General features: G+C 68.4%; 18 protein-coding genes, 1 tRNA gene and 1 other RNA gene. 14 read left to right on the top strand and 6 right to left on the bottom strand.

Annotated elements, in window-relative coordinates; genetic code table 11:
• Nucleotides 1-153: 153 nt before the first annotated feature.
• Entirely contained in the window at nucleotides 154-984 is an 831-nt protein-coding gene (locus tag AC2TEW_RS00535; RefSeq protein ID WP_484621620.1) for a glycosyltransferase family 2 protein, read from the top strand.
• Here the strand turns inward: AC2TEW_RS00535 and AC2TEW_RS00530 are convergent.
• Genes AC2TEW_RS00530 through AC2TEW_RS00520 form a run of 3 tightly spaced genes read right to left on the bottom strand, consistent with a single transcriptional unit; the run spans nucleotide 981 to nucleotide 2,390 of the window.
• Nucleotides 981-1,988, bottom strand: a complete 1,008-nt coding sequence (locus AC2TEW_RS00530; protein WP_484621260.1) for an NAD-dependent epimerase/dehydratase family protein — start codon at nucleotides 1,986-1,988, stop codon at nucleotides 981-983. The two genes, AC2TEW_RS00535 and AC2TEW_RS00530, sit on opposite strands and share 4 nt — an antisense overlap.
• A gap of 52 nt (nucleotides 1,989-2,040) precedes the next feature.
• Nucleotides 2,041-2,244, bottom strand: coding sequence for a hypothetical protein (locus AC2TEW_RS00525; RefSeq protein ID WP_484621259.1), 204 nt, complete (start codon nucleotides 2,242-2,244; stop codon nucleotides 2,041-2,043).
• On the bottom strand, nucleotides 2,241-2,390 hold the full coding sequence (locus AC2TEW_RS00520) for a hypothetical protein (protein WP_484621258.1): 150 nt from the start codon (nucleotides 2,388-2,390) through the stop codon (nucleotides 2,241-2,243). Before AC2TEW_RS00520 ends, AC2TEW_RS00525 begins: the two co-directional genes overlap by 4 nt.
• 449 nt (nucleotides 2,391-2,839) lie before the next feature.
• Here AC2TEW_RS00520 and AC2TEW_RS00515 point away from each other — a divergent pair, with 449 nt between their 5' ends.
• From AC2TEW_RS00515 to AC2TEW_RS00490, 6 genes are all read left to right on the top strand, one after another.
• A complete protein-coding gene (locus AC2TEW_RS00515) occupies nucleotides 2,840-4,222 on the top strand; it encodes an NsdA family TPR-like regulatory protein (RefSeq protein ID WP_484621257.1) in 1,383 nt (460 codons plus the stop codon).
• Nucleotides 4,223-4,235: 13 nt separating this feature from the next.
• Nucleotides 4,236-4,727 carry a TrmO family methyltransferase domain-containing protein gene (locus AC2TEW_RS00510; RefSeq protein WP_484621256.1) on the top strand — a complete coding sequence of 164 codons (492 nt, stop codon included), beginning with the start codon at nucleotides 4,236-4,238 and terminating at the stop codon, nucleotides 4,725-4,727.
• Between the two features lie 389 nt (nucleotides 4,728-5,116).
• On the top strand, nucleotides 5,117-5,722 hold the full coding sequence (locus AC2TEW_RS00505) for a tyrosine-type recombinase/integrase (protein WP_484621255.1): 606 nt from the start codon (nucleotides 5,117-5,119) through the stop codon (nucleotides 5,720-5,722).
• Nucleotides 5,723-6,656: 934 nt separating this feature from the next.
• Entirely contained in the window at nucleotides 6,657-7,037 is a 381-nt protein-coding gene (locus AC2TEW_RS00500; RefSeq protein WP_484621254.1) for a hypothetical protein, read from the top strand.
• A complete protein-coding gene (locus AC2TEW_RS00495) occupies nucleotides 7,034-9,193 on the top strand; it encodes a hypothetical protein (protein ID WP_484621253.1) in 2,160 nt (719 codons plus the stop codon). Before AC2TEW_RS00500 ends, AC2TEW_RS00495 begins: the two co-directional genes overlap by 4 nt.
• Before the next feature lie 335 nt (nucleotides 9,194-9,528).
• Nucleotides 9,529-9,945: a hypothetical protein gene (locus AC2TEW_RS00490; protein WP_484621252.1), complete on the top strand. Its 417-nt coding sequence runs from the start codon at nucleotides 9,529-9,531 to the stop codon at nucleotides 9,943-9,945.
• Between the two features lie 503 nt (nucleotides 9,946-10,448).
• Here the strand turns inward: AC2TEW_RS00490 and AC2TEW_RS00485 are convergent.
• Complete coding sequence (locus AC2TEW_RS00485; RefSeq protein ID WP_484621251.1) at nucleotides 10,449-10,643, bottom strand: hypothetical protein; 195 nt, start codon at nucleotides 10,641-10,643, stop codon at nucleotides 10,449-10,451.
• 222 nt (nucleotides 10,644-10,865) lie between these two features.
• Here AC2TEW_RS00485 and AC2TEW_RS00480 point away from each other — a divergent pair, with 222 nt between their 5' ends.
• Nucleotides 10,866-12,164 (top strand): pentapeptide repeat-containing protein, encoded by a 1,299-nt coding sequence (locus tag AC2TEW_RS00480; protein WP_484621250.1) that lies wholly within the window; start codon nucleotides 10,866-10,868, stop codon nucleotides 12,162-12,164.
• Nucleotides 12,165-12,617: 453 nt separating this feature from the next.
• Here AC2TEW_RS00480 and AC2TEW_RS00475 read toward each other — a convergent pair whose 3' ends face one another.
• Together AC2TEW_RS00475 and AC2TEW_RS00470 are read right to left on the bottom strand one after the other, a co-directional pair.
• Nucleotides 12,618-13,859, bottom strand: a complete 1,242-nt coding sequence (locus tag AC2TEW_RS00475) for a DUF4365 domain-containing protein (RefSeq protein WP_484621249.1) — start codon at nucleotides 13,857-13,859, stop codon at nucleotides 12,618-12,620.
• 149 nt (nucleotides 13,860-14,008) lie between these two features.
• Nucleotides 14,009-14,093 (bottom strand) — tRNA-Ser (locus AC2TEW_RS00470).
• A gap of 131 nt (nucleotides 14,094-14,224) precedes the next feature.
• Between AC2TEW_RS00470 and ffs the strand changes: the two genes are divergently transcribed.
• The 6 genes from ffs (at nucleotide 14,225) to AC2TEW_RS00440 (ending at nucleotide 20,453) form a co-directional block, all read left to right on the top strand.
• Nucleotides 14,225-14,315, top strand: an RNA gene (gene ffs / locus AC2TEW_RS00465) — signal recognition particle sRNA small type.
• Nucleotides 14,316-14,474: 159 nt separating this feature from the next.
• Entirely contained in the window at nucleotides 14,475-16,790 is a 2,316-nt protein-coding gene (locus AC2TEW_RS00460; RefSeq protein WP_484621248.1) for a DNA polymerase III subunit gamma and tau, read from the top strand.
• Nucleotides 16,791-16,910: 120 nt separating this feature from the next.
• Nucleotides 16,911-17,255 (top strand): YbaB/EbfC family nucleoid-associated protein, encoded by a 345-nt coding sequence (locus tag AC2TEW_RS00455; protein WP_082526132.1) that lies wholly within the window; start codon nucleotides 16,911-16,913, stop codon nucleotides 17,253-17,255.
• A 295-nt stretch (nucleotides 17,256-17,550) separates the two neighbouring features.
• Nucleotides 17,551-18,150 (top strand): recombination mediator RecR, encoded by a 600-nt coding sequence (gene recR, locus AC2TEW_RS00450; protein WP_484621247.1) that lies wholly within the window; start codon nucleotides 17,551-17,553, stop codon nucleotides 18,148-18,150.
• Nucleotides 18,143-18,787 carry a DUF5063 domain-containing protein gene (locus tag AC2TEW_RS00445; protein ID WP_484621246.1) on the top strand — a complete coding sequence of 215 codons (645 nt, stop codon included), beginning with the start codon at nucleotides 18,143-18,145 and terminating at the stop codon, nucleotides 18,785-18,787. Before recR ends, AC2TEW_RS00445 begins: the two co-directional genes overlap by 8 nt.
• A 385-nt stretch (nucleotides 18,788-19,172) precedes the next feature.
• Nucleotides 19,173-20,453, top strand: a complete 1,281-nt coding sequence (locus AC2TEW_RS00440; protein ID WP_033817621.1) for an aspartate kinase — start codon at nucleotides 19,173-19,175, stop codon at nucleotides 20,451-20,453.
• Nucleotides 20,454-20,771 lie beyond the last annotated feature (318 nt).

Genomic DNA, 20,771 nt, shown 5'->3' with positions numbered 1-20,771 from the left:
TCCTGGTCCATGACCTGATGGGCGGGAAGGCTCCGGTTCTCGGCGAGTTCGCGGAGCGACGCGGCACCCGGCTTCGGCGTTCGTGAGGTCATCTCTGGTTCCTCGAAGGGAAGAGGTTCGGTGGGCGTCAAGCTGGGTGTGGCGATCCTGACCATGGGCACGCGGCCGAAGGAGCTGGCCGAGCTGCTGGCTTCGGTGGAGATGCAGACGGTCAAGGCCACGAAGGTCGTGGTGGTCGGCAACGGGTGCGTACTGCCGGAACTGCCCGCCGGGGTGGCGGGCGTGGAGCTCGCGGACAACCTCGGGGTGACCGGCGGTCGCAACGTCGCTCTCGACCACCTGCGCGAGGTGGACGTGGTGATCGACCTGGACGACGACGGCCTGCTGGTCGCCGACGACGTCCTCGCCCGGATCACCGCCCTGTACGAGACCGACTCCCAGCTGGGCATCGTCAGCTTCCGGATCGCTGACGAGACCGGCCTCACCCAGCGGCGCCACGTCCCCCGGCTGCGGGCCGGCGACCCGATGCGTGGTGGCGAGGTGACCAGTTTCCTCGGCGGCGGCCACGCACTGTCCTCGAAGATGCTGGCGCAGGTCGGCGACTGGCCGGACGCCTTCTTCTTCGCGCACGAGGAGACCGACATGGCCTGGCGGGCCCTGGATGCCGGGTGGCGGGTGCTGTACGTCCCCGAGCTGCTGCTCCAGCACCCGCGCACCAGCCCGACCCGGCACTCCTTCTTCTACCGGGTAAACGCCCGCAACCGGGTGTACCTGGCGCGCCGCCACCTCCCGGCCCTGCTTATGCCGGTCTACCTCGGCGTGTGGATGGCGCTCACCGTCGCCCGGACCAGGGACGTTGCTGGCCTGAAGGCGTGGTTCGCGGGCTTTGCCGAGGGCTGGCGCACACCGTGCGGCCGGCGCAAGCCGATGCGCTGGCGCACGGTGTGGACCATGACCCGGTTGGGGCGTCCGCCGATCATCTAGGCGGCCGCTGCCCGGCGCATCCAGTCGGGGATGGCCTCTGGCGTGGCCTTCAACCAGGCCACGTAGCGGGCGAGGCCTTCCTCCATCGTGATGCCCGGGCGCCATCCCAGCAGCTGCTCCATCCGCTCGACGGAGGCGTATCCGCCTTCCGGGTCACCAGGCGGCATGGGCGTCTCGATCAACGGGACGTCCGGGTAGTGGCGGCGGACGAGTTCGGCGATCTGCCGGATTGAAGTGCCAGTCCCGGTGCCGATGTTGATGGTCTCGTTGTGCGCACCGGGCATGACCAGCGCCCGCACGGTGCCGGTGGCGATGTCGTCGACGTGGACCATGTCGCGGATCTGGTGGCCACCGCCGTTGAGGTGGAGCGGCAGGCCGAGCGCGGCGCGCATGGCGAACCAGGCGACCACCCAGGAGTGGCTCCGCTCCTTGACGACCTGCGGCTCGCCGTATACCGAGAAATACCGCGCGACGGCGTAGGAGATGCCGGCGCCGCCGAGCACCGCGGCGGTCTGGTGCTCGCCCCACGCCTTGCTGTTGCCGTACACCGACACCGGCTGGACCGCCGCGCCCTCAGCGAACCGTGGGCTGCCGTTGCCGTAGACGCTGGCGGAGGAGACGAACACCATCCTGCGCACCCGGTCCGAGGTGGCGACGGCGTCCAGGACGCGCTGGGTGCCGGTGATGTTGGTGTCGATGGCGTCCAGTGGTCGGCGCGTGCAGGCCGCCACGTCGGCCAGGGCGGCGGCGTGGATCACGTAGTCGCAGCCGGAGATCACCTTGCGCATCAGGTCCGGCTCGGCGATGTCGCCGATGATGAAGTCCGGGTCGGTGACGTCGATGCCGAACCGCTCGCGGTACACCTCGTGCGGGTAGGCGTCGAGCTTGCACACCGAGATGGGGCGGGCGCCGAGCCGGCGGAGCTGGGACGTGATGCGGCTGCCGATGAGGCCGCCAGCACCGGTGACCAGGACGGTCTTTCCTGAAAGTTGTTCGAGGGACAAGGGAGGCTCTTCCTCTCACATGTGGGATGAGTGGTGCTGCGGGGACGCGCGGTCAGCCGTCGCGATGCTTCGGGCAGCGGCAGGCGGGCCAGGTCGCCGAGGGGTGGTACGCATAGGCGCCGGGTTGCGATTCCACGGTGATGACGCCGGAGTCGCCGTACCGAGTGCCGTCCTTCGCGATCTTGAACGTGCGGATGTTCAGGCCCTGGTGGCGTTCCTCTGGGAGCTTGAAGTCTGCGGAGTTCTCGGTGCTCACGCCGCCGACCCCCGGTGGCGCTTGCGGCGACGGCGACCGGCGGCGAGCTGACGCAGGACCAGGGCGCGTCGGCGGGCTCGGTCCCGGTTCGGGATGAAGACGACCGTCCGAGCGGCGGCCTGGATGTGGAGCTCGTCGCTGATCACGCGATGCTCCCCAAACGGATGCTCCTGGTCACGCCGCAGGGCCAGGGGCTCTCGCACCGGACGCACAGCCCGTCATTGCTGCGGTGTTCGTCCGGCAGCATGCGATTGCTGGTCGCGGCGGCGCCCTCCCGTGTCGGACTCGTGGATCGGCGCGGGATTGGCCGATTGGGGTCCATCAGCGTGGCGGTGCCGTTGCGGCTCCACGGGTGCGGCGTGCGGTCGGCAGTCGTCATCAGCCTCTCCGAGGTCACGAGTTGGCGGGGCGACTTCGATGCCGGATGCACAGCTGGAGCCGCCGCAGGCCGCCGCTCCGCAGGGCCTCAGGGCCCGAATCGGCCCCACCCGGTGGGCGGCATGCAGTTAGTGAACCGCCTAATCGCTACTGGGAGTACGGTGTTGGGCACGCTATGCGGTCTAAGCGGTTTAACGGCCCGTCAGGGAGGTGCGCTTTGGCGCCGACGAGGGAACCGAACGAGCGGCTGCGGAAGGTCATCGACGAGACGAAGCTATCCGGCGATGCGATCGCGCGCCTGGTCAGGCGGGTGGCGGCCGAGCATGACGAGCTCTTGGAGACCAACAAGTCGAGCATCACGCACTGGAAGAACGGCGGACAGCCGGCCGGAAACGTCGGTGCCTTCCTGGCCGAGGCATTGGGCCGCGCGCTCGGCGGACGGGTCGTGACGCTGGACGAGATCGGCCTGATCGCGCCCGCACCCCAAAAACCCGACTGGGACGCGGATACGCTGAGCGCGCTGGCCGAACTCGGGAGAACCGACGTGGACGTGGAACGCAGGCGGGCGCTGGGGGTGGTGGTCTACTCGGTGGCCGCGCTCTCCCTGCCCGGCGAAGACTGGTGGCAGCGCATGGCCGAGCGGGGTAGCGCGCGCAGCGCTGCGGCAACCCGCCGAGTCGGCCCCGGCGACCTGGCAGCCGTCCGCGACATGACCACCCTGTTCTCCCAAGTGGACCAACGCCGAGGCGGCGGACACGCCTGGACGTCCGTGGTGCAGTACCTGGCGACCGATGTCACCGCCTACCTGCGCGGGAAGTTCACCGATGAGCGTGTCCGCCGTGACCTCTTCTCCACCGCCAGCGAACTCGCCTACCTGGCGGGCTGGATGGCATTCGACGGCGGCCAGCACGCGACAGCGCAGCGGTACTTCGCCGAGGCGGTGAAGCTCGCGGCTGAGGCCGGCGATCCGACGATGGCCGCTCACGTGCTGCGGGCGATGGCGCACCAGGCCATCGACCTCGGGCACTACCAGCAGGCGCTCGATCTCGCCGCCGCGTCCGTAGACGGCGACAGATACGCGCTCGCCTCGCCACGGGAGCGGGCTCTCCTCGGCGTCGTTCACGCCCGGAGCCTGGCCTCCGCCGGCCGCAAGAACGCCGCTGCCAAGGCGCTGCTGCGAGCCGAAGACGACCTGTCCGCCGCGAGCGAGGACATCGCTGAGCCGGACCGCGTGTTCTTCTTCGGTGAGGCGAGCCTCGCCCACGAGACCGCGTGCGCCCTGCGCGACATAGGTGACCTCGACGGCTCGGTGCGCGAGTTCCACCACAGTGTCCGCACCCGCAAGGCGACGAAGTTCACCCGCACCCACGCCGTGACCCTGGGATACCTCGGCTCCGTGTACGCGCAGATGAACAACATCGACCGAGCCTGTGCCACCTGGTCGCAGGCGCTGGATGCCATGGACGGCGTACGGTCCGGCCGCACCCGCCAGGCCGCTGCCGACATGCGCACCCTGCTCTCCCCCTACCGGCGGCGCGGTACCGCAGCAATCAGCGAGATCGACGCGCGCGCTGCCGCATACCTGTCCGAAACAGCCTGATGAGGAGTCACTGATGGCAGACCGTGAGACGTTCGAGGTCGAGGTGCTCGGCCACGTGGTCGGCGGACGGATCGAACCCACCGACGACTTCTGGGGCGGCACCCGGGCGATCATCCGGCTGGACGGATCCCTCTTCACCGCCGACGCGACCAAGGGGCTTGAGGACTTCTCGCACTTGGAGATCGTGTTCCGGTTCCACCTCACGGACCCGACCGACCTGAACCTCGGCGCCCGCCGGCCCCGGGACAACCCGGAGTGGCCGGAGGTCGGGATCTTCGGGCACCGCAACATGCGGCGCCTGAACTGGCTCGGGGTCTCCCGCTGCCGCCTGCTCAAGGTCGACGGTCTGGACCTCCACGTCGAAGACCTCGACGCCGTGGACGGAACACCGGTCCTTGACGTGAAGCCGTGGTTCGGTGAGATGGGTCCCCACGGAGAGCAGCACCAGGCCGAGTGGACCACCGTCATGCTCCGCGACTACTTCGCGCCCGCAGCCAATGACTGACGGCGGACCGTGACTGTCCGATCGCGAGCATCGGCGGCTCTGCGCCTAGCCGCTGACGCTGGTTACAGGCTTACTCTTGCGCCCATGGGCGAGGGCAAATGCGGCGGCGGGCCGTAGGACCGTCCTATACGACAACTTGCTCCGCCAGGAGCGGCGCCAGGTAAGGAGTCCTTACCCCACAACTTGCTCCGGCTTTCGGTGGCCTGATCAGGATACGGATCACGGTGATCTCTTGTTGCTGCTCTACCTGCTTACAGCGGGCGGCGGCTTAGAGTCGCCTCGAACGCAGGGAGTTCACGGTAGGGCGTACACGCGAGCCCCCTTCCAGGGGGCTCGCGCGTGAACGCTGGGTCGCGTGGACGGCGTGTACGCCTCCGTGATCGCTCTACATGCGGTTTCTTTGCTGGACGGACATCGACTTCGACAACGGGATGGCGTGGGTTCTGCGAGGCCGGCTGCGGCCCAAGTACGCGCACGGGTGCCGCGAGGAGTGCGGCCGCAAGCCCGGCTTCTGCATCCAGAAGGTCCCGACTCGCCCTGAGACCGCGGACCCGAAGTCCAGAGCGGGCAGGCGGCCCGTCCCGCTTCCCGAGCAGCTCGCCAAGATCCTCCGTCAGCACAAGGAGGAGCAGGACCGCGAGCGTGCCCTTGCCCGGGACCTCTGGCTGGACAAGGGCTACGTGTTCGCCTCCGAAGCCGGCGAGCCGCTCAACCCCAGCACCGACTACCACTACTGGAAGCGGCTCCTGCGCGAGGCCGGCGTCCGCGACGGCCGCCTGCACGACGCCCGCCACACCGCCTCCACCGTCCTCCTGCTCCTCGGTGTGCTGGAACGGATCGTGATGGCCATCATGGGCTGGTCCTCAGCCTCGATGGCCAAGCACTACCAGCACGTCACCGACCCGATGCTGCGTGACGTTGGCCAGAAGATCGACGCCTTGCTCTGGGGCACGGCGGCTGACGGCCTCGAAGCCTCTGGAGAAGACGCCGTCTGAGTCCGAAGTCCGAGTCGGGAGCAATACCGAGACGACAGGCTGGGGCCCGACTTTCACGTAGTCGGGCCCCAGCCTGTGGAATTGTCCGAGCACTGCGTGACCCTGGTTGCTGGCTGTAGCGATTCAGGTCATTCCTTCGTGGGCTTATGCGTCAAGATCCTTGTCGACTCCTTTGGTTCCGCTACCACTTTCCGTGTACCGCGTCATGGCGTCTTGGACATAAGGCATCTCATCCAAGTGGTACCGGAGCCTGACTAGCTGCCATGCAGCTTCGTCCGGCAGTCCGCCACTAAGTAGTCGCTGGAGACGACGCACGCGCCAGCTGCTAATGGGGGCCAAGAGCCAGCGCACGGTGGTGACCTTCACATCGGCAGTGTTGCATTTCACCTCGCGTCAGTGAACGGTAAGCAGCCATTTGCATAGGGCGCACCTCTGCCCGGGAATGGGCTGTTTGTGATCAGAGGTCTGGCAAATGCGCTGGTCACGTGACAAGCTTGGCGTGTCATGCGGCAGGCGGGGCTGCTGTACGCAGACGGGTCTAGATTTACTGTCGCAGACTGCTGATGCTCTCCCAAGTTCGAACAACTGATCGCAGTGGGCACTGTGCCGCAGGTGTCATAGGCTTGACCAGGCTGAATTCACATCTCGAATGCCTCGCATGCGGAGGCTCCCATGTCTGCGATCGCTGGAAGCGGGAATGGCTTGATTCGGCCAGAACTAGTGTGCCATATCTGTCGGTTGGCAGGCATGTTGCCGCTGGGGATCGTTAACTTCTGGGGTAGGGATATCCAGGGAGCCGTTCATGGCTTCCCGCTCTGTCTGCATGTCTTGGCGCGGGCAGTGAGGTGAGCATGAACGGATATTCGATTCAGGGGGTCTGTTGTCGACATCGGTGGAGCTGGCCGCGACAGCTGCTGGGGCTTTCGCAGGTGCGATGGGTACCGACGTGTGGGGGCTCGTCAGGCAACGGTGTGCGCAGTGGTTCCAGCGGCACGGGACGCCTGAGGAGGGGCAGGCCATCCTGGTTCGGCTCGACGAGTTCCAGCAAGAACTTGCCGGGCTGCCTGAGGACGAGCGCGAGGGTGCTGAACGGTTCTACGCCGGGCGTTTGGCGAGGGCGTTGCTGCCCCTGGCCGAGCGCAGCCTTGAAGCGGAGGCTGAACTGTTGCAGTTGATCGAGGAATTGCGGAACGATCCTCGGTCCGCGGAGGCCGGCGTGGTGATCAACAGCGGTCAGACGTTCAAGAACATCAAGACTGGCGGTGGGGACTTCACCGTAGTCGGACGTGACCAAATCAAGGGGAGGAAGGCGTGAACCCCTACGAGTCGCTTGGACCGGATGCCGAGCCGCAGGTTCCTCCTGGCCAGTCCCTGACCCGGGTTGGAACGGATCCGCAGACAGGCGTAACGGCACCCGAGTCCGCCGTTGCGGCTCCGCCCCAGCAGTCTGGCGACCCCAACGGCGTCGCGATGACGGACAATCAGATCGGCGGTGACGTCAACATCGCCCGCCGGGACCTCTACATCACGAAGTATGTTCAGGGTCTCGCGCACCTTCGCCCGCGTCCCCTCTCCCGCGAACACATCCTGCGACGTGATCTGTTCGAGCCACCGGGCGGTTTCACGGACGCGTCGCGGCTGCTCAAGGCCGAGTACGGTCAGGGAGACGCCCAGCACGTGTTGGTGCTTGTGACCGAGCGAGGAACAGGCGGGCGCACTGAGGCACTGCGATTGCTGGACGACTGTCTGCCGCGTGGTGCTCGGCTCTTTGAGTTGCTTCCCGACTGGGAGAAGCCCGACGTCGCGCTTATCCCAGAGGAGCCCAACACCGGCTACCTGCTCAACCTGGCAACTGAGGGCGACTTTCTGTCCGACCGCTTTCGCGAGCAGTTGGCGCAGTACGCAGTCCGTGCCCGGGCTGATGGCACATGGTTGGTAGTGCTCGCGAGTCGTGACGCCTGGGGATCCGTCGGTGACGCCGCCAGCGGGACAGCAGTTCCTGCCGTGCCTGCGATTCGGCCAAGCGCCGCCGGTGTCGTGGAGCGCAGGCTGCTCGCAAAGTCTGACACCGCAGACCGGGTCAAGTGGCTGAGCATGAGCGACAGCGTGTTCGTCAATCTGCTCACTCCGGACACCGCTCCGGGAGAGGCGGAACGCCTCGCCGGCATCATCGCGCGGGCCGCTGCCCACGACGACGCCAACGCCCGAGCCGAGTACAAGAACTGGGAAGGCGTGCTCGAGCAGTGGTTCAGCGGTGATGAGGACGGCGCACCCCGACCACGAGCGCTCCGGATCGCCGGCGCATTTCTGGATTGCTGCCCTGCACGGGTGGTGCTGGATGCCGCTGACCGGCTCCTCGCCATGTCACAGGTGAACTGGCCGACCTTACCTGGCGGTCCACTGGCCGGCCCCGATGCCAAAAGCCGGTGCGCCGACGCGGACATTGCCTTCCGGGCGAACGGTACAGCCTCGATCAGCCAGGACCGTCCGGGGATCGACCGGGCAGTACTTCGTCACGTGTGGCACACAAGGCCGCAGCTTGTCCCCGTGCTGAAGGACTGGTTGGGTCAGATCAGTGCTGCCAAGGAGATCGCAGAGCCGTACCGCGAGCGCCTGGCGTCCGCCTTGACCACGCTCGCCGAATCCGAAGGGCCGGGAACGATCCTCGACCTAGTCGAGCAATGGCTCGCCCAGGAGGGACGCAAGAGTCTGGCGGTCAATGTCCTCGACGACCTGGCCGTCCACCCGGTGATCGGTGCAGCTGTTCGCGATAAGCTCCGCAACTGGGCGAAGGGGACGAGCAAGGGCGAGCGGCAACGCGCAGTGGTCGCAGTCTGCGGTCGGCAGCTTGGCCACGACTTCCCGCACATCGCGCTGACCCGCCTGCGCTACGTCCTTGATCAACCTGCTGACGAGGCCACGGCACGAGCGGCCCTCGACACCTTGGCTGGCATGCTTGGTGAGCCGACGCTTGCCGCCCAGGTGCTCAAGGCGCTTGTCGACTGGATGCCGGAGCAGGACGGCGACGCCAGGCCGCCGAGTACGGCCGCGACGACCTTCATTGGTCTCCTGGACCTTGGTAGCGCAGGGACGGCGGATGATGACGGGGTCGGCTCCGTTGCCGCCTTGGTGCTCGATCTGCTCAGCCATGAGGGAGCGGAGGGCGAAGCAGTCCGGAAGCTCCTGATGGACGGATGGCGCGCCGCATGGCGCAACAGCGGAACGCGGTCGGTCGCAGCGCTAGCCCTGGATAGTTGGTGTCGCGCTGCAGAGGCGAGCAAGATCCCGGGTGGCCTTCTGCAGGAGGTGATTTCGGTTGTCTTCGAGGAAGAGGCTGACAGCCTCGGCGACGACCTCAACCACCTCCTCGGCGGTGACAGCGAATTGCGCCGCGGTCTGCGGCACCAGTATGCCCAAGCTATCCGTGACGCCATGGCCGCTCGCGCCCGCATCAGTGCGTCGGTCGAGTGAGTCGCTTCCGACTCTGGGGAGGTCGCCCAGGGCACAGGCCCGAGGCGACCTCCGCGGTTGACCGCTTCCCGAACTCGTTTACGACCGTACTGAACAGTGCGCGTGGTGGCCTTCGGTTCACAGCCGTGGTGTCATACGAATTCGCGGTGCCCGCTGACGTCGGGGCTCCTCCTCTGCACCCGCACGCGCTCACTCGATCACTGCTTCGTGCCGAGGCTGAGCGAGTCAGCCAGAGGTTTCTACCTCTACAGACCGAGGAGGCGGAGGACGCTGTCAATGGTGCGCTGGCGGACCCGATTGGGGTGGATCCACGCATCACGATCACTGGTGGGGTCGTGCTCAGCCTCGACGCGGAGACCGCGGAGTACGCCCGCCAACAGGCACTCACCGAACGCCGAATCCGGCTGGATGAGCAACGCGAGACCGCTCGGCTTGCCGCGCTGCGTGAACGCCTTGCTGACGATGCTCTCGGTCTGACCTGGTGGATCGACAAGTACGCAGACCTTCAGTTCGCGACAGGCGATCCGGAGGTGAAGGCCACTGCGGTGATCAAGGCGTTTGCTGGCGTACGCGCCGCACTGCGGCGTGAAGAGATAGATCTCATGCCGAAGGAGAGGGACTTGGTAGCAGCCAGGGTCGATGAACTCCTGAGCGCCTTGGAAGATCCGGACACTGGTGCTCGGGCTGCAGGACTTCTGGAACAGCTGGTGCACATCCTCCACACTGACGCGCAACGACCAGCTCGGTCATGAGGCACTGCACTGGTTCACGCTCCAGCTCGGCCAGCATGGCAGGGCATTACGCGGCGGTGCTCAGCGCTGTCGAGGGGAGACAGCCGGTCTTATAGCCGACGCTGGGGCACGGCTGGCGATGGGATTGAAGACTTGGGTAAGAGTGGTTGGTGGGCCCCCAAGATCCCAACTGAGACCACGCAACGACGAGGGCCCCGACCGCTGAGCGGTCGGGGCCCTCGTTTGCCCTGGCGGGCAGGTGCGGAGGATACGAGATTCGAACTCGTGAGGGGTTGCCCCCAACACGCTTTCCAATTCTCCCGAACCCTGTCCGCCGGGGTTCACACCCGTCCTGAACTGGGCCGGAGTGAGCCACTGGGCGGCGGTTGAACCCGGCTGGACGGTGAGTGAGACCAAAACTGAGACCATGGTCGACTCCCTGCAAGCACCTACTTTGGGCGAGCGGGAGCGTCACAGGTAGTAGGCCCCGGCCCGTCCAGGCGGGAGGCCCGCACCCGCTCGGGTCAGGGTGCCAGCCAGTGCAAGGCCTCGGCCCAGCGAATTCGCTGAGCCTCGTGCATCAGCGCCAGAGCGGCGGAGCCACTGAAGGCTCGGATCAGCACGTCTGCCAGCAGCATTAGGCTCAGCCGCCGACTGCGGCGTGGCTCAGGCTTCGGTATCGACACCTCACCAGCCCGCTCCTCCAGTTCGACGATCACTGTCGTTCCCTTAGCCGCTCCACTCACCTTGACCCGAACCACCTGGCCATTCGTTCTCATGGCCAACTCCCCTCATCTAGACACCGATGGGATGAGGTTGGTCGCTGCAAGCCCTGGCTAGAGGCGATCGCAGACCGATCGCGAACGCATCCCGAACAGGAGCATCGAGGGTTTCCTAGGGGATCGCCGAGATCAGGGTTGGGATTCTGGGAGGATGCAGGGGTGAACGAGGTGGCCGAGGACTGGCAGGGGGCCGTCCGACGATTTGGCGGTTTGCTAGGCCGGTTGCGCGGGGAGGCCGGGCTGACCATGCGCGAGCTTGCCGAAGCCATTGGGGTCGCCCCCGCCACTGTCTCGAAGACCGAGAATGGAGGCTACGCGAGGCCGCAGGACTTCTATATCGTCAAGCAGTGGGTCGCGGCCTGCGTGAATCACGTGGACGGGCGTAGCGGATCGTTCTCGATCCCGGTGGCGATCGACTGGTGGCGGGAAGAGCACGGTCAACTAGAGCGTCTCTACGAAAACTTGCGCCTGAGGCCGCTCGGCTCCGAATCTGTCGCGCCCACCGTGACTGCGGCCCCTAGTCACGGGCGCGAGCCCCACCCAATCCCCTTCGAGGTACTGCATCAGAAAGCGGTCGATCACCTGGCCGGCCGTTTGCCGCACGTGCGTATGGCAGCTCTGCGCACGCTTGGAGATCTGGGGGACGAGTATCCCGAGAAGCGGCAGCGAATCGTCAATGAGTTGTGCGACTACCTCCGTATCCCGCCGGACACGAGCGACGTGGGCGAGGGTCAGGTCAGGCGCACCGCCCAGATGCTGCTGGCTGCCAGGCTGAGGCCCCAACGCGGTGACGGCGTGAACCCGGTCTTCTGGCCGGACATGGATGTCGACCTGAAGCGGGGATATCTCTGTGACGCGCATTTCAGCGGCTGCGAGTTCCGCCGTGCTGACTTCGATGAAGCGCAGTTCGAGGGAGAGGCCTACTTTAATGGTGCGCGATTCGTCGGGGAGGCCAGATTTGTCGGAGCCGTCTTTCTGGGATATGAGGTCTCATTCCAGAGGGCACGCTTCGAGGCGGTCAGCTGGTTTCGATGGGTGGCCTTTCATGGCCACACCGACTTCCAGGATGCCTACTTCGGCTTCAATGCCGAGTTCTCGCGGTCGCAGTTCAGCGAGAATACCTACTTCGACCGCATGATGGTACAGAACCACGCCTGGTTCACCCATGCTGTTTTCCACGGCTCGGTCACCTTTCAGAAAGCCCAGGCTAACGGGGCGACGTTCTTGCTTGACTCCTTCCGGGCGGGCGTCGATTTCCGAGGGGCACAGTTCGCCTTGCCGCCAAGTGTTGGCAATTGCGTGGCTGTAGGCCAGGCCGAGAGCTACTGGCCCAACAACTGGGTGGAGTTGACGGCGGAGGACGCCTCCGGATTTGTTGACTCATGGCCGGAGGACTGGGCCGCAGTTGTCGAGGAGGCGCAGGCTGCGGAGACCAGGGCCCGATGGCAATCGTCATGACCAGGTGCCGACCAACACCGGCTCGGGCCGGAGCGTGATCCCGGTTGCGATCTTGACCTGCGCAGATTGCTCAGGCGACTCACGCCCGTCGCTCTGAGCAGCTTGTGCCGGTAGGGGAGTTCGCGCACCTCGTCCTCTTGCGGACACCGTTCTGTCGCGGCTTCTTGTACGCGGATGAGGCACGGTGTCCAGCCGCTCTGCTGTGTGGAACGCTTCGGCGAGACCGACGAGTTGGCCGAGAGGTACGCGGGCGTTCCATGGGTCGGTGCCAAGTCGGTGCAGGAGCGCCGTCTGGATTCGGTGGCCAGAGCACAGGAGTGGCATGCCCTCGGCTCCTGGCGAGCCGGGAAGGGGGGCATCACGGCGTAGTGGTCACGCCGCAACGACGGGCGTCTCCTTGCTCAGCTGACGGGCCCTGCCCAGGGACGGGTGTGTTCTCCGTGGAGCCGGCCGTCAACCCGCGGCGAAGGCTTCCGGTTCGGGCTCGGGAATGCGCCATTCGATTCGGACCTGCTGGTCGAGGGGTAGCGAAGGGCCACCGATGTAGATGCGGTGGATCAGATAAAGCACCGCCAGCCGGAACGCCTCCGGTTCGAGGTTCCCCACAGTGGCGCGGCTCAGCTTCATCACCTGCCGGACGACATGTGGATCGGCTTCGAGGGGACCGAGTTCCGCCACGATCTCCGGAGTAATCCGGCCGTCCTCGCGCATGGCCGATATGGAGCGGCGAAGGAGGTCCGGCTCGGCTTCGATCCGGGTGAGGACACAGTCGATGACGAACTCGTGGAGTACGTCCGCCGCGATCTTGCCGTGCTCGACGGGCTCCTCGCCCGTGCACTCCGGGCACCCGGCGCATTCGTCCAGGCCGTAGAGATCCGCCGACTCCTCGTCCGTCTGCCGGGTGGACATGAAGCAGGAGGCCACCCACATGATCTCCGGCTGACTCAGCTCCAGGTCCTCGGCAGTCGACAGGTCGGGGTCGTGCCAGAGACGATCCATGCTCTCGTCGTCCGCCCCGAGATCCGGAGGCGGGATTTCGGAGCGCATCAGGGATGCCAGACTGACGAGAAACGGCTCCCAGTCGAGCGCGCTGTGCAGAAGGGTGGCGGCATCGGCGCCGGGGCGCTTCCAGAATATGAGGTCCTCGTCGTCACCGTTGACGAAGTGCAGGACGTGGTCCGTCGAGTCGAATTCGACCCCGGACATCTCTCCCAGGTGAGTGAGAACGGCTTGCCTGCCTCGGTAGCGCCCGACATAGCGCCGGGCTTGAGCAACGAACGACTCCATCGTTGCGTCGTTCAGCACCGCGTTGGGGCTGACCCCGATGACCTTCGGGCGGTTGAACGGGCCGGACCGCCGGAGCTGCTGTGTTGCGTTCGCCCAGAAGAGCCGCTTGCTGTCCGGGTCGTACACCACGCAGTAGACGGGGATGTTCCCGTCAGCCCAGGTACTGCCGTGGTGGGCGACGGGTACCGCGTAGCCGTTGGCCCGGCGCCACTTCTCCCCGCCCTTGACCTGCACCCTGATCACGTCGCTCGTCACGTGCTCGTCCTCGACGAAGGTGACGTAGAGGTCCTCGCCGAAGTCGTTCTGCCCGGAGATCTCCTGGACAACGTGGTCGTGCTCCTCAAGGAGCGCGCGCACCGCGTTCACGGCGGCCTGGCCCACGCGCCGGCCCTTTGGGATCTTCGGCATGCTGTCTCCCCCCGGATGTTCCCCGTTCGCCTCGTCTGGGCTCGGGATGGTTGTTGCCCTCGCGATTCTGCCCCGTGCCTCTGACATGGCACCCGGAGCCGGGAACGACGAAGGCCCGGACCGTCGAAACGGTCCGGGCCTTCTGCCGGCGGAGGATACGAGATTCGAACTCGTGAGGGGTTGCCCCCAACACGCTTTCCAAGCGTGCGCCCTAGGCCTCTAGGCGAATCCTCCGTGGGAGAGCTTAGTACATGTTCTGGGGTGCTCGCGACCAGCTATCCGCAGGTGGTCACGGGTGGCTGCCTGCGGATCGTGGATGCGGGGTGGCGGTACAGGTCGCGGCGGGGATCCGCTACTCTGGTGCCAGCCCCTCGTGTGGCGTTATCTCTCTGAACCCCCCCAGGGCCGGAAGGCAGCAAGGGTAGGAGGGCTCTGGCGGGTGCACGAGGGGTCCTTGCGTTCCCGGACCAGGCCCGGACAGGCCTGCGGACAGGCTCGGACAGGGCGCAGACGGGCCCGCGGAAAGAGCCGGGCCGGGCCCGTGCGGGGCCCGGCGGTAGTGGGGTGGCCTGCGGGGCGACGCGTTTGTCTGTCGCGCCCGATATCGTCGGTGGCGTGTCCCTAGCCCTGTACCGCCGCTACCGCCCGGAGACCTTCGCGGAGGTCATCGGGCAGGAGCACGTGACCGCTCCGCTCCAGCAGGCCCTGCGCAACAACAGGGTCAACCACGCCTACCTCTTCAGTGGCCCCCGCGGCTGCGGCAAGACGACCAGCGCGCGCATCCTCGCCCGCTGCCTCAACTGCGAGCAGGGCCCGACGCCGACCCCGTGCGGTGAGTGCCAGTCCTGCCGCGACCTGGCGACCGGCGGGCCGGGCTCGATCGACGTGATCGAGATCGACGCCGCCTCGCACGGTGGTGTGGACGACGCCCGTGAGCTGCGCGAGCGCGCGTTCTTCGCGCCCGTGCACAGCCGGTACAAGATCTTCATCCTGGACGAGGCGCACATGGTGACCTCGGCCGGCTTCAACGCGCTGCTGAAGGTGGTGGAGGAGCCGCCGGAGCACCTGAAGTTCATCTTCGCCACCACGGAGCCGGAGAAGGTGATCGGGACGATCCGCTCCCGCACCCACCACTACCCGTTCCGCCTGGTGCCGCCCGGCACGCTGCGGGACTACCTGGCCCAGGTCTGCGGCCGGGAGCAGATCCAGGTCGAGGACTCGGTCTTCCCGCTGGTGGTGCGGGCCGGCGCCGGCTCGGTGCGTGACTCGATGTCGGTGATGGACCAGCTGCTGGCCGGTGCCACCGAGGGCGGGGTGACGTACCAGATGGCCACCGCGCTGCTCGGGTACACCGACTCCGCGCTGCTGGACGAGGTGGTCGACGCGTTCGCCGCGCAGGACGGCGCGACCGTTTTCCAGGTGATCGACCGGGTGGTCGAGGGCGGGCACGACCCGCGCCGGTTCGTCACGGACCTGCTGGAGCGGCTGCGCGACCTGGTGATCCTCGCCACCGTGCCGGACGCGGGGGAGAAGGGGCTGCTCGACGCGCCCGCCGACCGGGTCGCGATCATGCAGGCGCAGGCGGACGGGTTCGGCGCGGCCGAGCTGAGCCGCGCCGCCGACATCGTCAACACCGGCCTGACGGAGATGCGGGGGAACGCGGCCCCGCGCCTCCAGCTGGAGCTGATCTGCGCCCGGGTGATGCTGCCCGGCGCGTACAGCGACGAGCTGTCGTTGCAGGCCCGGCTGGACAAGCTGGAGCGGCGGGCCGCGACCGGTGCCCTGACCGCCCCGGCCGGCGGTTTCGCCGCCGCGCCGCCGTACCAGCCGGCTCCGCCGCAGTCCCAGCCGCCGCAGTCCCAGCCGCCGCAGCACCAGCAGCCGCCGTACCAGCAGCAGGCACCGGCCGCCGCGCCCCAGGCCCCCATGCCCGCACCCGTCCCCACGGCCGCGCAGGCACCCGCACCCGCGCCCGCACCGGCTCCCGCCGGGCCCGCGCCCGGCGCCTGGCCGATCCCGCGCAGCTTCCCCGCGCCGGGTGGCCCGGCCGAGCAGCCCGGCGCGGCGGTGCCCGCCGCCCCGGCCCCGGAGGCCGCCCCGGCGTACCCGCCCGCTGCCCCGACCGCACCCGTGCCGACGCCCGTCGCCACGCCCGCGCCGACGCCGCCGGCCTCGCCCGTGGCGGCGCCGGCCGCGGCCCAGGCGCAGCCGTCCGCCAGTGCGCAGCAGGGCGCCGCGCAGATCCGCCAGATGTGGCCGCAGATCCTGGACGCGGTGAAGAACCGCCGCCGTTTCACCTGGATCCTGCTCAGTCAGAACGGACAGGTGGCCGGCTTCGACGGCAGCGTCCTCCAGGTCTCCTTCGTCAACGCGGGGGCGCGCGACAGCTTCGTCTCCAGCAACAGCGACGAGGTGCTGCGCCAGGCCCTGGCCGACTCGCTCGGCGTGGACTGGCGGGTGGAGTGCATCGTCGACCCGTCCGGCGGTTCGGCGGGCGGGCTGCCCCCGGCCCCGCCCGGCGGCGGGGGTGGCGGCGGTGGCTGGGGGGCACCGGCCCCGGCGGCCCGCCCCGCCTCGGCGTACCCGCCACCGGCGGCCCCGGCGCCGATGGCCGCGCCCGTGCAGCCGGGCCAGCCGGGCCAGCCCGATCAAGCGATGCAAGCGATGCAGGCGATGCAGCAGGCGCCGTCCGCCCCGCCGGTGCAGGCCCCTCCGGTCCAGCCCCAGCAGCAGGCCCCGTCGGCCCCGCAGCCGTCCGCCGGCCACGCCGGGCCGTCGCAGCCGCAGCCCCCGCAGCCGTACGTGGCCCCGGAGGACGACGTTCCCGAGGACGACGACCCGGATCTGAACGAGCAGGTGTTCTCCGGTCAGGAGCTGATCATCCGCGAGCTGGGTGCCACGGTCCTGGAGGAGATCTACCACAACGGGTGACCGGGACGGCGGCCGACCGGCGCATCGGCCGCCCCACCCGGCGGCCGACCGGGTGGCGCGTAGGCTCGGAAGGGTGTCGTCGGTTTCGGCGACCCTTCCGTGTACAGGCAGGAGAGAGCCGTGTTCCCTGGTGGTGGCCAGCCCAACATGCAGCAGCTGCTGAAGCAGGCGCAGAAGATGCAGGAGGAGCTGGGCAAGGCGCAGCGCGAGCTGGCCGAAACGCAGGTGAGCGGTTCGGCGGGCGGTGGCCTGGTCGAGGCGAAGGTGACCGGCGCTGGTGAGCTGGTGGCGCTGACGATCGCGCCCGCCGCCGTCGACCCGGAGGACACCGAGACCCTGGCCGACCTGGTGCTGGCCGCGGTCCGGGACGCCAACGCGGCGGCGCAGAAGCTGCAGGCCGAGCGGATGGGCCCGCTGACCCAGGGCCTGGGTGGCGGCGCCGGGATCCCCGGTCTGCCGTTCTGACCCGTTCCCGCAGCTCCGGACCCGCCCGCGGGCGGGGCCGTTCCCGCGGGCCCGGATCGGCCCGGGGACCCGGCGGCGCGGCGGAATCCCGGCGCGCACGCGTCGCGCTTCGCGGCGCCCGCCCGGCCCGGCGGTCCGCCGCCACGCGCCCGCAGGGCGCGTGATGTGTGATTTATGAGGTGGTCGGGCGTCGGACGGTGTGTCCGACGCCCGATTCGTTGGATGATGGCACCGGAGCACCCGGCGCCGGGGTAACAGGCCCCGGAGCGGTGCCCGGCCGACGGAAGGCGCGGAGTTGTACGAGGGCGTGGTTCAGGACCTGATCGACGAACTGGGCAGGCTGCCCGGCGTCGGGCCCAAGAGCGCGCAGCGGATCGCCTTCCACATCCTGCAGGCCGATCCGGTGGACGTGCGCCGGCTGGCGTTCGCGTTGCAGCAGGTCAAGGAGAAGGTCCGGTTCTGCGTGGTCTGCGGCAACGTCGCGGAGGCCGAGCAGTGCCGGGTCTGCCTGGACCCGCGCCGCGACCTCGCGGTTATCTGCGTGGTCGAGGAGCCGAAGGACGTCGTGGCGATCGAACGCACCCGGGAGTTCCGGGGCCGCTACCACGTACTCGGCGGCGCGATCAGCCCGATCGAGGGCATCGGCCCGGACGACCTGCGGATCCGCGAGCTGATGACCCGGCTCGCGGACGGCACGGTCACCGAGCTGATCCTGGCCACCGACCCCAACCTGGAGGGGGAGGCGACCGCCACCTACCTGGCCCGGCTGTGCAAGCCGATGGGCCTGAAGGTGACCCGGCTGGCGAGCGGTCTGCCCGTCGGCGGGGACTTGGAGTATGCCGACGAGGTCACCCTCGGCCGGGCCTTCGAAGGGAGACGACTGCTCGATGTCTGACGTAACCCACAGCCTCACCCATACCGATGAGCCGGACGACTTCGCCGTCCAGATCGCCGACTCGGTGGAGAGCTTCGTGCTGGCGGTCTCCGAGGTCGCCAAGGGCGACGAGCCGGGCAGCGCGGTCTCGCTGCTCCTGCTGGAGGTCTCCCAGCTGCTGCTGGCGGGCGGAAGGCTGGGGGCGATCGAGGACGTCCTGCCCGAGGACCGCTTCGAGCCGGACACCGGTCCCGAGCCGGACGGCGTGGAGCTCCGGGAGCGGCTCGCCGAGCTGCTCGCGCCGATCGACGTCTACCACGAGGTCTTCGACCCGTACGGACCGCCGGAGAAGCCGAGCGCGTTCCGGATCTCGGACGACCTGGCCGGGGTGGTGGCGGAGCTGCAGCACGGGCTCACCCACTACCGCGAGGGCCGGACCAGCGAGGCGCTCTGGTGGTGGCAGTTCTCGTACCTGTCGAACTGGGGCTCCACCTGCACCGCCGTGCTGCGGGCACTGCAGTCGCTGATCGCGCACGTCCGGCTGGACAGCCCGATCGGCGCGGCGCCGGACGGGGCCGACACGGACGACGACGGGCTCACCGACGAGCAGCTGGAGCAGCAGGCCGGCGATCTGATGGCGGCCGAGCTGGGGCTCTGAGCCCCGCCGCGCCACGGCGGACGGCCTGTCTCCGGTCCGGTCAGGGTCCGGTCCGGTCTGGTCCGGCCCGGGCCGTCCGCAGCGGTGCGCCGTGGTGCGCCGGGCGGAGTGTGACGAAGCCGTCAGCGATTCGCCGGGCGCTGGAATCCCGGGTGCCGGGCGGCCGGTGGCCCGGCGATTCTGCGGGCGGGCGGCGGCCCCGCAGGAGACCTGCCGGTGCGGCCCGCCCGTGGCGTTCCAGCAGGCGATACCGGCGTCTCATCATATGGAATGCGGCGGATCGCCCTGCCCTGCTCGATAGACTGACGCGGACCGCACAGCCCCCTGCCCCTGGGGGTGCGGGGGCCATCCACCCCCCGAAACCGACTCAAGTCGAGGAGCGCACGTGGGCCTTGTCGTGCAGAAGTACGGCGGCTCATCCGTTGCGGATGCCGAGGGCATCAAGCGCGTGGCCCGCCGGATCGTCGACACCAGGAAGGCCGGCCATGAGGTCGTCGTCGTGGTGTCCGCGATGGGCGACACGACGGACGAGCTCATCGAACTCGCGGAGCAGGTGACGCCTATTCCGTCCGGCCGTGAGTTCGACATGCTGCTGACCGCCGGAGAGCGGATCTCCATGGCCCTGCTGGCGATGGCGATCAAAACGCTGGGCCACGAGGCCCAGTCCTTCACCGGCAGCCAGGCCGGTGTCATCACGGACTCCACGCACAACCGGGCGCGCATCATCGATGTCACGCCCGGCCGGATCCGCAACGCGCTGGACGGCGGCAACATCGCGATCGTCGCCGGCTTCCAGGGCGTCTCGCAGGTCAGCAAGGACATCACCACGCTCGGCCGGGGCGGCTCCGACACCACGGCCGTGGCGCTGGCCGCCGCGCTGGGCGCGGAGGTCTGCGAGATCTACACCGACGTGGACGGCGTCTTCACCGCCGACCCGCGGGTGGTGAAGAAGGCCCGCAAGATCGACTGGATCGGCTTCGAGGACATGCTGGAGCTGGCCTCGTCCGGCTCCAAGGTGCTCCTGGACCGCTGTGTCGAGTACGCGCGGCGCTACAACATCCCGATTCACGTACGCTCGTCCTTCTCCGGCCTGCCGGGGACAATTGTCAGTGGCACCAACCCGAACAAGCCCGAAGGGGGCGAGATGGAGCAGGCCATCATCTCCGGAGTCGCCCACGACACGTCCGAGGCCAAGATCACGGTCGTCGGCGTGCCGGACAAGCCGGGCGAGGCGGCCCGCATCTTCCGCGCCATCGCGGACGCCGAGGTCAACATCGACATGGTGGTGCAGAACGTCTCCACCGCGTCGACCGGACTGACCGACATCTCCTTCACCCTGCCCAAGGCGGACGGCCAGAAGGCCATCGACGCGCTGGGCCGGGTCAAGGAGGGCATCGGCTACGAGTCGCTGCGCTACGACGACGCCATCGGCAAGCTCTCGCTGGTGGGCGCCGGTATGCGTTCCAACCCCGGGGTCACCGCGACCTTCTTCGAGGCGCTCTCGGAGGCCGGGGTGAACATCGAGCTGATCTCCACCTCGGAGATCCGGATCTCGGTGGTCACCCGCTCCGAGGACGTGCCGGAGGCCGTCCGCGCGGTGCACAGCGCCTTCGGCCTGGACACCGAGACCGACGAAGCCGTGGTCTACGGCGGCACCGGGCGCTGAGGCGAGGCGCCGGGACCGCCCTCCGGGGCCGGTTCCGCGCTCCCTCCTGGCCCATGACGGACCGGCCGGTCACCTTCGGGTGGCCGGCCGGACGCCGTTCCCGGCCCGGTGCCCTGCGGCGACCGGCGGCGGAGCAGCGCCGTCCGGCCCGGCCGCACCTCGCTGACCTGGGGCGACCGTCACGGGCCCGGACCCCGCCGGACGACGGGTCAGAATCCCTCCCCGGAACCCTGGAGGGGAATTCCGGCGGTACGGAAGAATGCTTCCGGGGTCAGGGCAACCATGACAGGGGTTCGAGTGTCCAACAGGCGTGGCGAA

It is taken from the genome of Kitasatospora sp. NEAU-CNBT7, from assembly GCF_057220535.1.
Note: the sequence above shows the minus strand (reverse complement) of the source record. Positions and strands in the feature narration are given on the sequence as shown.

Bases quoted from the DNA above. Each gene is read 5' to 3' on its own strand.
- AC2TEW_RS00535 (WP_484621620.1), top strand. From the start codon at position 154: ATGGGCACGCGGCCGAAGGAGCTGGCCGAGCTGCTGGCTTCGGTGGAG.
- AC2TEW_RS00510 (WP_484621256.1), top strand. From the start codon at position 4,236: ATGGCAGACCGTGAGACGTTCGAGGTCGAGGTGCTCGGCCACGTGGTC.
- AC2TEW_RS00505 (WP_484621255.1), top strand. From the start codon at position 5,117: ATGCGGTTTCTTTGCTGGACGGACATCGACTTCGACAACGGGATGGCG.
- AC2TEW_RS00500 (WP_484621254.1), top strand. From the start codon at position 6,657: ATGGGTACCGACGTGTGGGGGCTCGTCAGGCAACGGTGTGCGCAGTGG.
- AC2TEW_RS00475 (WP_484621249.1), bottom strand. From the start codon at position 13,859: ATGCCGAAGATCCCAAAGGGCCGGCGCGTGGGCCAGGCCGCCGTGAAC.
- AC2TEW_RS00445 (WP_484621246.1), top strand. From the start codon at position 18,143: ATGTCTGACGTAACCCACAGCCTCACCCATACCGATGAGCCGGACGAC.